The 14,713-nt window shown below is 43.8% G+C and carries 9 protein-coding genes; 4 read left to right on the top strand and 5 right to left on the bottom strand.

The features are described from left to right. Positions 1 to 473: 473 nt before the first annotated feature. Entirely contained in the window at positions 474 to 2,369 is a 1,896-nt protein-coding gene (locus JMA39_RS15125) for a DUF1561 family protein (RefSeq protein WP_202722682.1), read from the bottom strand. A gap of 1,349 nt (positions 2,370 to 3,718) precedes the next feature. On the opposite strand from JMA39_RS15125, the gene JMA39_RS15120 reads away from it, so the two are divergent. From JMA39_RS15120 to JMA39_RS15110, 3 genes are all read left to right on the top strand, one after another. Further along, positions 3,719 to 4,543 carry a cobalamin-binding protein gene (locus JMA39_RS15120; protein ID WP_202722681.1) on the top strand — a complete coding sequence of 275 codons (825 nt, stop codon included), beginning with the start codon at positions 3,719 to 3,721 and terminating at the stop codon, positions 4,541 to 4,543. Between the two features lie 431 nt (positions 4,544 to 4,974). After that, positions 4,975 to 5,532 (top strand): HdeD family acid-resistance protein, encoded by a 558-nt coding sequence (locus tag JMA39_RS15115; RefSeq protein ID WP_202722680.1) that lies wholly within the window; start codon positions 4,975 to 4,977, stop codon positions 5,530 to 5,532. A 352-nt stretch (positions 5,533 to 5,884) separates the two neighbouring features. Next, complete coding sequence (locus JMA39_RS15110) at positions 5,885 to 6,268, top strand: MAPEG family protein (protein ID WP_202722679.1); 384 nt, start codon at positions 5,885 to 5,887, stop codon at positions 6,266 to 6,268. Between the two features lie 560 nt (positions 6,269 to 6,828). Here JMA39_RS15110 and JMA39_RS15105 read toward each other — a convergent pair. The 3 genes from JMA39_RS15105 to JMA39_RS15095 all read right to left on the bottom strand — a co-directional run bounded on the left by JMA39_RS15105 (position 6,829) and on the right by JMA39_RS15095 (position 10,674). Beyond that, positions 6,829 to 7,209, bottom strand: a complete 381-nt coding sequence (locus tag JMA39_RS15105; RefSeq protein ID WP_202722678.1) for a cytochrome c3 family protein — start codon at positions 7,207 to 7,209, stop codon at positions 6,829 to 6,831. A gap of 220 nt (positions 7,210 to 7,429) precedes the next feature. Further along, positions 7,430 to 9,073 carry an HAL/PAL/TAL family ammonia-lyase gene (locus tag JMA39_RS15100; protein WP_373316338.1) on the bottom strand — a complete coding sequence of 548 codons (1,644 nt, stop codon included), beginning with the start codon at positions 9,071 to 9,073 and terminating at the stop codon, positions 7,430 to 7,432. Positions 9,074 to 9,114: 41 nt separating this feature from the next. Then, the gene (locus JMA39_RS15095; protein ID WP_202722677.1) at positions 9,115 to 10,674 is read right to left on the bottom strand and encodes a flavocytochrome c; all 1,560 of its coding nucleotides are present in this window, start codon (positions 10,672 to 10,674) and stop codon (positions 9,115 to 9,117) included. 1,009 nt (positions 10,675 to 11,683) lie between these two features. Here JMA39_RS15095 and JMA39_RS15090 point away from each other — a divergent pair. Continuing rightward, positions 11,684 to 13,210, top strand: coding sequence for a sigma-54-dependent Fis family transcriptional regulator (locus tag JMA39_RS15090; RefSeq protein ID WP_202722676.1), 1,527 nt, complete (start codon positions 11,684 to 11,686; stop codon positions 13,208 to 13,210). Positions 13,211 to 13,364: 154 nt separating this feature from the next. Here JMA39_RS15090 and JMA39_RS15085 read toward each other — a convergent pair whose 3' ends face one another. Beyond that, positions 13,365 to 14,522, bottom strand: coding sequence for a porin (locus tag JMA39_RS15085; protein WP_202722675.1), 1,158 nt, complete (start codon positions 14,520 to 14,522; stop codon positions 13,365 to 13,367). Positions 14,523 to 14,713: the final 191 nt, after the last annotated feature.

The raw sequence follows: 14,713 nt of genomic DNA, 5'->3' as shown, positions 1-14,713 counted from the left end.
TCCGACTCAAGAGATCGCAAGCATTGAATATCGATGTGTGATGCAAATTATTAGTGGTGGGGGTAGACTGTACTACTACGACAATTTTGACTGGTATTTATCCCGTCAATTTCCCCTAGTAATGACAAAGTGCGAGTGTTTTAGCCGTAATAAAAGAACATGTAGCGGCCATCGCTTAGGTGTGACAGCTTTAATTTGTCAACTTATGGTTATATTTTATGTCAGTATATGGTTATATTTTTTAGCTAAGCTATTGAAAGCCGGAAGCGACTTATGTCAGGTTATACTTGCAGCGACAGTCCAACTTAGATGCCATAATCTGTCTCTCCAGATTTCAATCAACTCACTTAAAGAGCGGTGGCCAAGTAATAGCGTATACGTAATAAAGTCGAGGGGGCTGAAGTGCCCCCAAAAAATAAAAGATTAAAGAAAGATAAAAGGGCATACACCAAAAGTCGGGTGCAAGCCATTAATTACCATATACCATCGTTTTCTTGATAAGAGTGCTTAGGCTTTAAGCAATACTCCCAATAAAGTGACTTAGAGCATGCCTTGTAGGACCTATAAATATTAAGAGATGAGCCCCATCCAGCAGTGCCCTTTTGAGTATATGGATAGCCATAGTTAAGAGTATTATGTAGGTTGAAATACAGATAATTGCCTGCTGCATCCTTAAACCTAATATTCTCTATAGGGTTTCCGTTATGAGCGTGACTATTGTCATCAATAGTCCAGCGCTGCTCTAAAGCGGAATCATTACATTTAGTCCAATATGCCCATTGCGATTTCCACTTAGAATCTCCGTGTGCTTGTCGAGAGGCTAGACACTTCCAGTATCGCTTTACAGAGACACCAGGGAAAATCGTTGTACCATAACTGAGCATAGACAATTGCTTCGTTACCATGTTGTAGTATGTTCTATTGCTGTATGACTCAGAATATCGTGATGGGGCAGGATAATACGCATCGCCGCTTATTCCACCCCAACTAATCCCTATTTCTCGAGTACCATAGCGAGGTAATGACGGGCTTTTGAAAAAACCATCCGTCATTTTGTTTGGAGATAATGATTCAGCAGAACCATATTGGTTGTTGTCACTGATCATGCCATACCATTTGTTATTAAACCGTATGTTTAACTCAGGTTTCAATGAAGGGTGAAGCTTTCCCTGTCTGATTATCCAAGTCTGGTAAGGATTCATTACATCGCAGGGCCAAAATTGAACGTAGTCCCACTTTGTGTTTCCTGCAATGACATTTTCTGGAGCGGTGAGGCATACTTGAATGCCATCCTTGTCAGCTGGAAAGACGATCCTACCTGCAATATCGTAATAGGCTTTTTGGGCTGAATCATTCTCATCGCAATTATTTGCCCAAAGATAACTCCTTGTCCAAATCGCGGCTTTTGTCACGTTATTCACTGGCTGTAAACAGTAACCCGCTGTAATCACTAGTTGACTCAAGATTGTCTGCCTGTTCGCAAGATCTATGGTTTTTAGTACGTCAGTGCTTAGATCACATCCTGGTGCTGCTGATTGAAAACTGTTACTTGGGCCAGAGCTAGGACCAACACCGGCACAACTTGATGAATAAGGGGCAGGAAGGACAGTCGTTGCATTTACTGTAGATGATTGATAATCCTGATAACCATATATTGTTGTAGGAACGTCATTTGTTAAAATCACATTATTAGTCTGAGGCGCTGGGATAGGTGGTTGGCTATAGTGTGGATTATAAACAATATCAGAAGTTTGCTCGAACCGTCTGTTCTCAATGTCAAACTCGAAACGTCTGGCGGCATAAATATGTTGAGCTGGAATCCCTCCTCGGACAATCCATTCATCTTCGTCTGAAAATGCTAAGAAGGAGTTTAAATCCCACCGAGCTCTATCCGTTGGCCCTATCCTTTGCAACGCATCCACCAACATCCAATTGACACTATAAGCATCAGATGAGGGACTTATTTGATAAATCCACTGTGTCTGTTGCCCCATAGGCATGGGAGCTATCCTTGCAGGAGGGACGATTTCAGTTTGCAAAAAATTTTCTACTGCTTGCAGGTTTCCTGAAACAGAAACCCATCCAGCGTTGCGGTGCTCTATCGGAGATGGCCGGACCGTTAGACCACCAAGATACTGTATAATATTGTTGTCAGCAGGTACTCCCCGGGAAGCTGCCCAGGTAGGGAATCCCGTGCCAGGCTGGCCGACCCCGAATATTTCGTGAGGGCTCCTTGTATCTGCTCGATAGAAATATTCTCCCGCTTGGGGCCCGACAGCATATGACGATGTGCTAAAAGTTAACGCCAGTACAATGAATAATGAACTAATCCACGCTCTTTGGAGCAAATTATTAATAAATAAATGCATAACGCCTCTTAATTAATTGTTAATTGTTTAAATGTTAGGACGCAACTATTCACAGGAATATTGTTGAGATATTCAGTTTTGCCACAAACTTGAATTGAGATACGACAGGGTGAGCTTGGCAGGCGCTTGTTATTGCAGGATAAAAGCGCTTTTTTTGATGTTTGTTATGCTCTTTTAAATATAATCTAAATTCACGGTTATGAACAATAGCTTAGCTTTCGGCTGGAACTGGAAAACTCAACATATACAGTAAACCTGTGACGATATTGCTTTACTTTAATAGTGTGACTTAAAAAAATTACACTAAACGTACCAGTTTACAATAGTAACTTTGGGTAGTTTTTATGCAGCTTTGGCTCGCTTGACACTCATAGTTAATGGCATGTTTTGGCTCTCTTATTAAACTTTAGTGAATACTGAAGCCGGAGATTATTATGCTACGGGCAAGAATTACCTTAATTAGCCTTGAAGGCAACTGCACAGGCATTTTTGGGAAGGACGCTTTAAGCCTCAAGCATTAACTTGATGAAACCTCAGAACTTGCCTGTAGGGCCTATGTAGAGCACTCTTTGTTAATTAAAGAGGCCTATTCGGGAAAAAATGGCTAAGACATTTGAATAATCAGACTGTAACCAGCTTGCAACGTAAGAGTGAATACCGTACTCAAAGGTAAGCAAGCATCTAAATTATTGCCATTCATGAGTAATGAAAAAAGCACCACCCAAAAGGTATCAACTTCTCGCTTCAAGATTATCTAACGCTTGTTAATGAAGCGGGTCGGAGCATCTGGATTGACAAATGAGGAGCCATTTCTGCTAATGCAGAAACATACTGAATAGACTTAATATCCCTAGTGATAATTGGATAATAATCACCTCTTAACTTGGCAAACTATTCCACGTCCCTGTAAGCACTCCACGGGAGTTAAATGACTATTGTGAACATAGAGAAGCGACAATGGCATTTCGCACGCTGCAGTAGTGTCTTCTGACTGATTAAGTTTTCAAACAATTCTTTTATTAAGTTTATAGAGCTATTCTATGAACTGATTTTTTACGTTTGAAATCTATGGCTTTTCAATAAAAAAATACCACTAATTGGTATTTTATGCTCTTTAATCGCCAATCTGAAAATATGATTTGATAGTTTAATATGGCTTGGAACCTAAAATGGGTAAATGGTATTATCTTGTTGATTTAATACGGGGCTTTGATGCTACTTCATGACGCCGTTTATTTTCTTTGTCTCCTGACCTGCTTTTTCGTCTTTGCTGTTATCGGCTTAACCGTCACAGCTTGAGTCGCCTTAGCTTGTACCGTTTTAGATTTAACCGATTTTAAAAGGATTTTATGAATATCTTGTATAAGTTATTTGTGGCGTTAAGCCTGTTTATTTCGGGATCCGTATTTGCTGCAGAGCCAGCCAAACGTATTGTTGCGCTTTCGCCACACTCGGTTGAGATGCTGTATGCCATTGGCGCGGGGGAGTCGATTGTTGCGACCACAGATCATGCCGATTTTCCCGAAGCGGCTTTAGCTATCCCACGCATTGGCGGCTATTATGGTGTTCAAATTGAACGGATCCTCGAGTTAGAACCCGATCTTGTGGTGGTGTGGGGCAGCGGTAATAAAGCCGAAGATATTACTCGTATTAAAGAGTTGGGCTTTCGTGTGTTTGATAGTAATCCGAGTACACTTGAAGCGGTGGCTGACGAGCTAGAATCTCTCGGTGAGCTGACGGGCCATCAAGTACAAGCTGCGAAAGTCGCTGATGATTACCGCCGCCAGCTTAAACAGTTGCGCAGCGATAACGCAGCCAAGCCTGAAGTGAGCGTGTTTTATCAGCTATGGTCTACTCCCTTGATGACGGTTGCTAAGAACAGCTGGATCCAACAGATCATAGCCGTATGTCATGGCGATAACGTATTTATCGATGCCGCCAGTGACTACCCACAAGTGAGTCTAGAGACTGTGGTACTCCAAGAACCTGAGGTGATATTACAGAGCCAGGATGAGGGCAATATAATCGGTGTTGATTGGAGTGAATGGGCCGAGATCCCTGCCGTTAAAAATGAGCATATCTACCAGCTCAACGCTGACTTGCTTCACCGTGCCGCTCCAAGAGCCCTGTTCGGCATAGAAGCCTTATGTGATGCGCTAGATAAGGCGCGTTAAAAGTGAGTTTTCCTACTCCACAAGCCTGTCCTGTTTAGGCTTGTTGCGGACACTAAACCTATCCGTCACGGCCTTTATCTATTGATTTGGGAAATACCATCCCTAAAGCCATTATTAAAGTCACGCTATATTGATATTTGTGATGTTTATCACATTTGTTTTTAGTGTTGAGTTCTACCATACCTACCTAGTGTGGTTTATATCTCTAGGTTAGCGTGCATGCCTAGAGTAAAAAAACTGTCAAGTCTCACTAAGCATTAGATTAAACCAAGAAATATTCACCTACAGGTAGTTATATTTTCATTGATGACCAATACTTGAGCTTGTATCGCTAATTCAAATTGCTGTATCTACTTTGATAAATAATCTAAAAATGGATTGATTAGTCAGGCTTGGCTTTCAATCAATTAGCTGATTCTTAAGGATATAATATGGAAAACCCAGTAAATACTATGCTCACAAAAGGCTGGAAATGGTTCGTCATAGTTGGTGTCGTGGTTACCCTTGCCGGCTTTCTTGCTATAAGTCTGCCTGTTGTCGCGGGGATGACTATCACCGCTATTATTGGCGCGATATTTTTAGTTATCGGTCTGGTGCAGGTCTATCACACTTTTAGTATTCCTAAATGGAAAGCCAAGTCATGGTATGTCATTAGCGCACTGTTTTATCTTATTGGTGGCATAATCATTCTTGTTGAGCCTTTTGTTGGCCTGTTTACCATTACGGTAATGATGGTCGTTATCATGCTGTTTAACGGGGTGACTAGGATGTTTTTTGGCTTCAATAGCCGAGGTCACTTAGATGGTTGGGGCTGGATTGCATTTAGTGGTTTGTTATCAACAGCGATAGCGGTCTACTTCTTGACTCTAATGAATAACCCCGAATTTTCACTATCTCTCTTAGGGATCTTCATTGGTGTCTCTTTCATCTTTGAAGGGATTAGCTTTATCTTCATCGGGACACAGATGAAAAAAGTCGTGCCTAAATAACCTTCGGCACTCGTATTTATTTCGCTTTAGCAGAACCTAGCTTTTAGGTTCTGCAGCTCTTCATACCTAGCAATTGTTTTCTTAAAGCCATCTATTAAACCTGCTTTCCCACAACAAGTGACGGCATAAATGCCGACCTACAGAAGCTTCTTGCTGTTGCTTTCTCGGCTTAGCTTTAATCTGTTTTCCTAGCACCTACATTCCTAGCGTCTAGAACTTGCTTTCCCAGTATTTACTTATATCGTCCTTTACCTATTCCACCATTCTATGTTTTAGTGCTGATTCAATCTTGCAGTCAAAAATGTTACTGCTAGCTAATGATTTAATAAAACAATAAGAAAGGAATCTCATTATGAGCACGTTACTCATCTGTCTGTTTATTGCCATGTTGCTGCCCTATGCAGCAAAAGGACCTGTTGCGGTGGCAATGGCTAAGCTTGGAGGTTATGACAATAACCACCCCCGTGATCAGCAGGCTAAACTTACAGGCTTTGGCGCTCGAGCCGTTGCAGCGCATCAAAATGCCTTCGAATCTCTGTTGATTTTTGGTTTATCTGTTTTGGCTGTAATAGCTACAGATAAGGTCAATGGTATAGCTGAAACTGCGGCAATTGTGCATGTGATTGCCAGAGTTGCGTATCAGTTTTTGTACTTGGTGGATAAAGGCACGCTGCGATCACTATCCTGGTTTGTGGCGATTTTTGCCTCATTTACCGTGTTTTGGCAGGCGGTTTAAAGAAGGCTCTAGGTTTAAAAGAAGGTTTTAGGTCCTAGGTAAAGCAAAGACGGTAAGAGCCGAACGGCCTGCGGCCTAGGGAACGTGACTTCGTCACTACGGAACGCTGCGCTTACGGAAAGGAAAAGAAAGGTCCTAGGTTCTAGGAAAAGCAGGGCTTAGGAAGAGCAAGAAAAGCATTGTCTGTTGTAGGCTGGGCTATAGCCCGTCACGCTTTGCTTTTCCTAGTAGGGCGAAGCCCGTCCTCGAAGCGAAGCGTCCTAGAATCTAGGTCCTTGTTTTAAAGCAAAGACGGTAAGAGCCGAACGGCCTGCGGCCTAGAAGCGAGGCGCATAGAACCTGCTTTTAAGTAGGTTGGGCTTTAGCCCATCAATGTGTAAAATCAAAGCTAATAAAAAGCCACCCTAAATAATAGAGTGGCTTCATACTGTTGCTAGAACCTAGAACCTAGAACCTAGAACCTAGAACCTAGAACCTAGAACCTAGAACCTAGAACCTAGAACCTAGAACCTAGAACCTAGAACCTAGAACCTAGAACCTTTAATACCCAAGCCGAGAACCTACCGCTTCATTTCTGGGTATTCAAACTCGTGGCACTGGTTACAGTAAACCTTGCTCTCTTTGTGCTCCATATGGCAGTAAGTACAAGGCAGGTCTGTGCCGTAGTGTAGGCTGTCATGTGGGTTTGGCTCTACATCGTGGCCAGAACCTGCTGGACGCTTAGTGAGTTCGGCTATATCGCTTGGTGTGCCGTGGCAGCTTTCACAGCTGCTTGCATCTGGAATGGTTTTACGCTTGGCTTCGCCATGGCAGAAGCTGCAATCAACCTTGCCGTTGTCACCTGTCATGATCTCTTGGTGGTAATCTTTAAGCTTCATCGCGTTGGCAGCTGGAATTGACATCAGCATCACCATACAGATAGCCGTTAGTACTCTTAACATCGTTAATCCTATTCTTTTTTTGGGCGCTTATGCCCAGTAATGTTGAAACACAATCTATGAATCAAAGCTTATTAATCAGAGCTTATTTATCAGAGTCTTACTCTTTGAGTGATAAGGCTTTCCTTAGCCTTGTTCACTCGTATTACAGCAATAGGTGGGAGTGGTACCTATCGCTGCAAGAGAGAGCATGAGGGGCTCATTTTATGCAGCCCTCATGGGCTTAGAACTGAGTAATAAAGTCGTATGACGCCTTAATATCTGGTGTGAATGGGCGGTCAACTTCAACAAATGGCACTTGCTTACGGAAAGCGTCATGCATAGCTTTGGTTGCTTCGCCCTGCTTGATGTTCTTGTCTGCAAGCTTGCGAAGATCGATAGCCTGAGTCGAGTGCATCAGCTCTAAGCCGTACATTACGTTGGTGTTATCAACAATCTGGATAAGTCTGTCAGACGCTAACTTTAAGTTAGTGAAGGTGTCTTCGATGTTGCCAGCGATTTGAATACCGTCGAACGATACTGGGTTAGCCAAGGCTTTATTACGTACCTGCATATCGACGAAGGTCTTTTGGATTGCACCAAATGCATGGCCATTGTTACCCGGTGCACTAAGGAAACGAGGTAGACGAGTAAAGTGGTCATCCGATAGGTGGATGGTGCGCATAGCACTGTTATGTGAAACGTGAGTCAGTGCGATGCTGAGTTGCTGTACGGCAAGTGCTACAGGCAGTGGTTCAAAGTTGGTAGTTGGGAACACGCCGCCTTTGCCCTCAACTAGATACTTAGATACCTGAGAGTTATTACCGTAGTCCTTACCTGCGCCCAGAATCACACCTGGGTTATCGTCAGAGTGGTTGATTTGGATATCAATCATCTGTCCAAGATCTGCTAGGGCTTTGTATGCGCCCGCAAATGTGTAGGCAGTGGTGCGATAGCTAAGTGGATCTTGTAGTGGACGTTCGCTGTTAGCGTCCCATAAGTAGCTACCTGATAGGCTGTTACGCACATCGGCAGTCGCTTCTTTTAGGTAAGGGAAAGGGCGAATATCGTTGGTCTGTGGCAAGAATGGCGACACGTTTCCGTTTAAGCCTTCAAGACTTAAGCTAAATACCGTTGGTGAGACTTCAAGCAGGTGCTTGGCATCGCGGTAGCCTTTCATCGCATAAGTGACGCCAACAGAGTTGTTCGACAGAATCGATAATGCATCTTTACCAACAGGGGCTAGAGGCTTAATGCCGGCTTTTTTCATCGCCTCGGCGCTGTTCATGCGCTCACCCTTGTAGATAACGTCCCACTCTCCAATCATGGCAAGACCAACATGAGAAGCAAGAAGGATGTCAGCTTCACCAACCGTGCCCTTAGATGGGATGATTGGTGAGATATCGTTATTTAGATAAGCTTGGTAAAGCTCGGCAACATAAGGCTGTACGCCAGTGTGACCCGACAAGATAGTGTTTAAGCGTACCGCGAGTGCGACACGGGTTAAACGTACAGGCATGGCTTCACCCACACCAGCACTGTGAGCACGAAGAGTACTGTAGTTGAATGACTCTGAAGCCTTTAATACTTCGGCGCTAAGTTCACCGTTAGCATCAAATAGCTTGTGATCTTTGTTTAGACCTACACCAACGGTTAGGCCGTAAACTGGCTTACCTAGGCGCGCCGCTTCCATCAATAGTTCGTGAGCTTTTACAAGCGTGCTAGCTGATTGCGGTGCGATTTTTACTTCGGCGCCATCGGCGATAGCCCAGGCTTGATCTTGAGTAAAGTGTTTACCATCGAGTACCACAGTGTCTGCAGCCATGGCTTGAGTCGCAGTGAGTGCGAGGGCGAGTGTAGTTAAGGCTGCATTTTTAGTAGTTTTCATATTCATCATTCCTATAATTTTTAAAATTTAGTAGCGACTAACTAAGCAAGTTTTAAGGTTACCGCTTGGCTTTCAGCGCAGTGGCGACCAGCATTTCGACCGGTTACAACCCCTTCTGCGACAGCACATGCGCCTAAGCGGCTCGCACCGTGAATACCGCCAGTGGCTTCACCGGCTGCATAGAGTCCTGGGATTGGTTTGTTGGTAACAAGATGTAGTACTTCTGATGCGGTGTTGACCTTAACGCCGCCCATGCAGTAGTGCACTTTTGGCCACATGCGTACGCCATACCAAGGACCTTTATCCAGTAACATAGCCTTTTGCATTGGGCGACCAAACTCACTGTCGTTGCCGTTAGTGACAGATTCATTCCAGCGAGCCACCTGATCTTTCAGTGCTTTTGCTGGCATGTTGTAGATTTTTGCTAGCTCTTCTAGGGTGTCAGCTTTCTTAATGACGTTGTATTTCAGACCCCAATCTAAGGTTTGCGCGTCTTTTGCACCTTCGGCATTAGTAAAGCCGATTGGATAAACAGGGTTACCTTGCTCGTCGCGGCGGGTCATGATGGCGTCAGCACGAGCTTTACGGTCTGCAAGCTCGTTAAAGAAACGCTCACCTGTACGCACATCAACTACAATGCCGCTTGGGTAAGTCGCGATAGTGTTGAACTGCGATGCAGTGCCGAAGCCTTTTTCATCTGGAGATGCCCATGGACCGAGTTGGATCTGATCTAAGTGAATTGGGTTTGCACCCAGTAGCATCATCTGCTTTAGTGCTTCAGATGTTGCGCCCGCATGGTTAGTTGAATCCAATTGATTGGTGTATTCAGGCTGCTGCATTTGGCGGTACTCAATATCGTTACCAAAGCCGCCAGTTGCCATGATGATGCCTTTACGGGCACCGATTTTAACCATTTTACCGGTGCGCTCTTTCGGGAAGTAATAGCCTTGACGCACATCGATACCGATAACGCGGCCAGTGTCATCTTTAATGAAGCCTTCAAGCTTGGCTTGGTTGCGCATTTCAATGCCGCTTTTCTTTGCCGCTTTAATCAGTGGGCGAATAATGCCAGCACCAGAGCTTTGTACGGTTTGTAGTACGCGTGGAATTGAGTGGCCGCCGAAGTGTTGTACGAATGGCTTCCATTCAACACCGTGGTCGATAAGCCACTCACAAGACTCAGCAGTGCCATTACACACAAGCTTTAGCATCTCGACATCGTTCATGCCGCGGCCTGACTCAAGCATATCGGCGACCATGACGTCGACTGAATCTTCGATACCTTCTTTCTTCTGCAGTGGCGAGCCTGCAACCGCCATAGCGCCACCGTTGATGGTAGAGTTACCGCCAAAGACTGGCATCTTGTCGATGACCATAACGCTTGCGCCACTCTCTTTTGCCTGTAACGCTGCAGACATACCCGCAAAGCCACTACCAACAACGATAACATCGACAACTTCGTCAAATTTTGCCTCGTCTAAAGAGACACAAGTGGCATTCGCAGATAAGGCAACCGTGCTACCAAGGCCTGCAACGGCCATCGCTGCACCGCCTTTTAGTAGTTGGCGTCGGCTAGGACTTGCCAGTTCTTTTACGTTCATCTATCTGTTTCCCTATGTATATTTTCTAATTATGTTTTTGAGCGTTTAAGCTCTAACTCATGCAGATGAAGTTGCAGTGACTGTGCCAACTACCTAATTTGCGGTATAAAGCCAATGATTTATGAACAGGATCCTGAAATCGCGAAATATCAAGATTTGTCGTCATGATATTTCGTGCTCATCCCGACATATCAATAATAAAGTGGGCATATAATTAAACGTTAAAATAGTGTTTGACACTTATAATGTAAAAAAGGTGAGCGGTTAACTATAAAACGGGAGTTTTGTATTCGATATAAGTAGAGTTGATAGTGGTTATTAATAGATATATTAGCTAATTAATTTGCTCGGTGGTAGGGGAGTTAAATAATTTATTGCTTATCTCGGTTATATTATAAATCGCATTTTATGAATTTCGTGTTTTTGGTTTTTTTATTAGCCACTACAGATAATGCGTTATAGGTGCTATTGAGAATTTACAGCTGTGATTATAAATTAGCCTTACATTGTTTGCAGCATCTAGATTGTAGCTTTGCAGCTGTTAATACCTAAGCTGTCTTAGCCATAAAGTAAGGGTAATCAATGTGTTGTGGGTTGATGGGGTTGGTTTTGTTTGTTGGTTTATGTAAAGGGGGGGAAGCTGTTAAACAACTCTTTCTCCATGTGTAAATCATCACATGGAGTAGCAAAAGTTATAAGCTTCTCACATATTTAACTCTATGTGTGAATAGCTCACACATCCTAGTTTACTTTTAAATTAATCACAGGTTTTATCTATTTTGTAAAAGCATTCACATATTCATGATTAGTTTTAAATAGCTCTCATGTTCTATGCTTGTCTTCTGTTTTAATTTATTTTACCTCTAGTTTTTTTATGTGGCATTGAGCACGCTTTTATATATGTTTGTCTGGTTTTGTTTTTGTTTCCGATTATTTATGAACAGGAGCACAGAATCACGAAATACAATGATCTACCATCACGAAACTTCGTGGCCACCTCGACATCTCAATGAAAGAACAATTTTATTATCAGGCTACCCAGTGCTTATGCAGCAGTTTGTCGCTGGAAGTTGCTCTGCAAAATTACTATGAATACGTAAAACAGTATCTGCCTATCGATGGCATATTTCTCAATATCTATCGGCCGGAACATGCAGACATTCAGTTTCTCGCCCATGTTAATGAACAGCAGGCAGTCGCACTCGATAAACAGGTAAAGATCTCAGCCGAAATGCAACTGGTGTTGCAGCAAAACGACCGTCCTGTGATCCGTATCATCAATGATATTGCTCAGGATAAGGTCACCAGCTTTGTGGCTCCTCAAGTGATCCCTGAAATAGGTTCTGTGATTTTATTGAGGATGATCAGTGACAACACCCATTTAGGAGTCGTTGGCTTTTATGCTAAGCAAGCTGGGTTGTTTAAGCCACTCCATGCTGACTTAATTGAGCCCCATAAAGATACCTTCTCCTTGATCACCGCCTTTAACTTACGTGGCAGAAACTTGCTTAGGGCCAATCAGGTGCTTAGCCAAGAAAACGACAGCCTCAAGCGAGCGATGTTTTCTCCCGATGGTGTGGTTGGCGCCGAAGGTGGCCTTAAAAAGGTAATGACACAGGTCGATGCGATTGCAGAGCTTAATACGAGTGTGTTGATGCTAGGAGAAACCGGCTGTGGTAAAGAGGTGATTGCCAATGCGATTCATGCCAAGTCTAACCGGGTTAATCAGCCATTTATTAAGGTGAACTGTGGAGCCATTCCTGAGAGCCTGATCGACTCAGAACTCTTCGGATACGAAAAGGGGGCCTTTACTGGGGCGGAAAGCCGCAAGGCGGGATATTTTGAACAGGCAAATGGTGGCACCATCTTCTTAGATGAGATTGGCGAGTTGCCACTCTCGGCGCAGGTGCGGCTATTACGAGTACTTCAGAACAGCTCGATTACTCGAGTGGGCGGTTATGAAAGTGTCGACCTCAATATTAGAGTCATTGCGGCGACACACAGAAATCTACAAGCCATGGTATATGAGAAAACCTTTAGGGAAGATCTTTGGTATCGCTTGTCTGTTTTTCCTATAGAGATCCCAGCGCTGCGCCAACGTAGAAGCGATATTCCACTGTTAGTGCAATATTTTATCGAGACATTAGCGGCTAAGTTTAATCTAGAGCAGTTACCTCGAGTGATGCCTGAGCAGTTAGCTGTGTTAAATAATTATAGCTGGCCGGGCAATGTGCGTGAGCTGATTAATGTACTTGAGCGGGCCATTATTCAAAAGCCTCTGGGGCCGCTTAGTTTCGATCTGTTACAAGCGCAATCAGATGAAGAGATAACCATCAAAACAGGACAAACTATCGTTGTCGATCCAAGTTACGCTAGCGATAAGTTGGTGCCACTGGATACTATGATAGGTAAGTATATCAGCCATGCGATGCGCATTACCGGTGGAAAACTCTATGGCCCTGGCGGTGCTGCAGAGCTATTAGATATCAACCCTAATACGCTAAAGAGTAAGATGAAGAAACTCGGGCTGTGTTAGTGCTTGTGTTAGTTCTTATGTTAGTGCTTGTGTTAGCGATTTAGGCGTCATAAACCAAAAAAAACACTTCCAAGGAAGTGTTTTTTACTGGGCAGGGGGACAACAAATGTAAGGTTCTAAGAGCCTAATCATTCACTATAAGAAGACACTAGCGCTAGAAGAAGTAGCGAATACCAACAGCGTAGCTATTATCTTGTAGGTTTTCGAAGCTCTTATCGTCCATCTCGCTAAAGTCGATTTTAGCTTCGGCAAACATCACTGTGTCGTTGCTATAACGGTAGTGCAGGCCAACTACGGCAAATTGGCGGGTCCAGTCACCTTGAATCCTTGTCGATGCATCGGTATCTAGGTCTTGATAAGACAATAAGAAAGTCGGTACAAAGCCATTTTCATACTGATATGCAATCAAAAACTCACCGCCTGTTGAGTCATATAGCTCGCCAGCGACTAGCTCATTTTGTTTGCTCTTATGGGCGTTGAAACCAACATAGAAACCATCTGCATCTCGGTTAGGCGCATACTGGTAGAAAGAGCCATATTGAGCACCAACACCGATGATCTCGTTAGTATCATCCACGCTTTCACCTGCAAGTTCGCCAGTGAAGTCACCACGGTTAATGGCTGCAAGCACCTTAAATTTATCGGTGAAGTGATAGGTTAAGCTAGCGCCATAGCTAGTATCAAACTCAACGTGTGAACCATCGTTAATTGGCATGCCATCTTTGTCATAAAGTGCGACATCACCATTCTGCTTAGCCGCATATTGAAGTCCGATGCTAAAGTTGCCAAATGAGTTGCGGTAAACAAAGGCTGAGTCGGCACGCCCCGCGCCTGTTAGGCCGCCGTCACCAAAGGTGTAAGCGCCTACAGAGTAACCTGTGTACACGTTTAGTACATCGGTGGTGTATGCCACATCATAGTACACGCCCCACTGCTTACCGAAGGTTAAGCTACCCCATTTGTCATTAGCTAAACCCACATAGCCTAAACGATTGAATAAGAAGTCAGAGTTTCTCTCTGCACCTAGTTGGCCGCCTGAGTAGCTTAGCGAGTCATCGCTGGTAACCATGTTAATGCCCCACTCTGTATGGGCAAAGCTACGCCAGCCGTTCTTCTCTTGGCGGTCAAAACGAAAGCCCACACGTGAGAAGTTATCGACCACGGCGGTGTCGTGAGTATCATTAATTGCTGCAAAACCTAACCAGCCCATCATCTTGATGCTATTCGTTTGGTCATTGTAGATCTCAACGGCCTGCGCTGAACCCGCCATCAAAAGTGACGGAATTAAAAGCGCCAACAGTTTCTTATTCATATCATTTTCCCTATTTTTATTTTGTTAAAGCTAATCAATATTGGTTTTTACCAATTACACCTAGCAGAGCAGCTAATGTGCCAAAGGAGGAAAATAGGGGGGGATCGAGAATAAGTTGGAGCAAGATCCGCGAACCACGAAATATCGTTAAAGGGGATCGTTAAATATCGTGCTAAAAGTGAAATATCGTT

It is taken from the genome of Shewanella schlegeliana (assembly GCF_016765635.1).
In the GTDB taxonomy this organism is placed as follows: domain Bacteria; phylum Pseudomonadota; class Gammaproteobacteria; order Enterobacterales; family Shewanellaceae; genus Shewanella; species Shewanella schlegeliana.
The sequence above is the reverse complement of the archived record's forward strand: the minus strand, read 5'-3'. Positions and strand labels throughout refer to the sequence as shown.

Coding starts and splice junctions, on each gene's coding strand:
- JMA39_RS15125 (WP_202722682.1), bottom strand. CDS start 2,369: ATGCATTTATTTATTAATAATTTGCTCCAAAGAGCGTGGATTAGTTCA.
- JMA39_RS15120 (WP_202722681.1), top strand. CDS start 3,719: ATGAATATCTTGTATAAGTTATTTGTGGCGTTAAGCCTGTTTATTTCG.
- JMA39_RS15115 (WP_202722680.1), top strand. CDS start 4,975: ATGGAAAACCCAGTAAATACTATGCTCACAAAAGGCTGGAAATGGTTC.
- JMA39_RS15110 (WP_202722679.1), top strand. CDS start 5,885: ATGAGCACGTTACTCATCTGTCTGTTTATTGCCATGTTGCTGCCCTAT.
- JMA39_RS15105 (WP_202722678.1), bottom strand. CDS start 7,209: ATGTTAAGAGTACTAACGGCTATCTGTATGGTGATGCTGATGTCAATT.
- JMA39_RS15100 (WP_373316338.1), bottom strand. CDS start 9,073: ATGAAAACTACTAAAAATGCAGCCTTAACTACACTCGCCCTCGCACTC.
- JMA39_RS15095 (WP_202722677.1), bottom strand. CDS start 10,674: ATGAACGTAAAAGAACTGGCAAGTCCTAGCCGACGCCAACTACTAAAA.
- JMA39_RS15090 (WP_202722676.1), top strand. CDS start 11,684: ATGAAAGAACAATTTTATTATCAGGCTACCCAGTGCTTATGCAGCAGT.
- JMA39_RS15085 (WP_202722675.1), bottom strand. CDS start 14,522: ATGAATAAGAAACTGTTGGCGCTTTTAATTCCGTCACTTTTGATGGCG.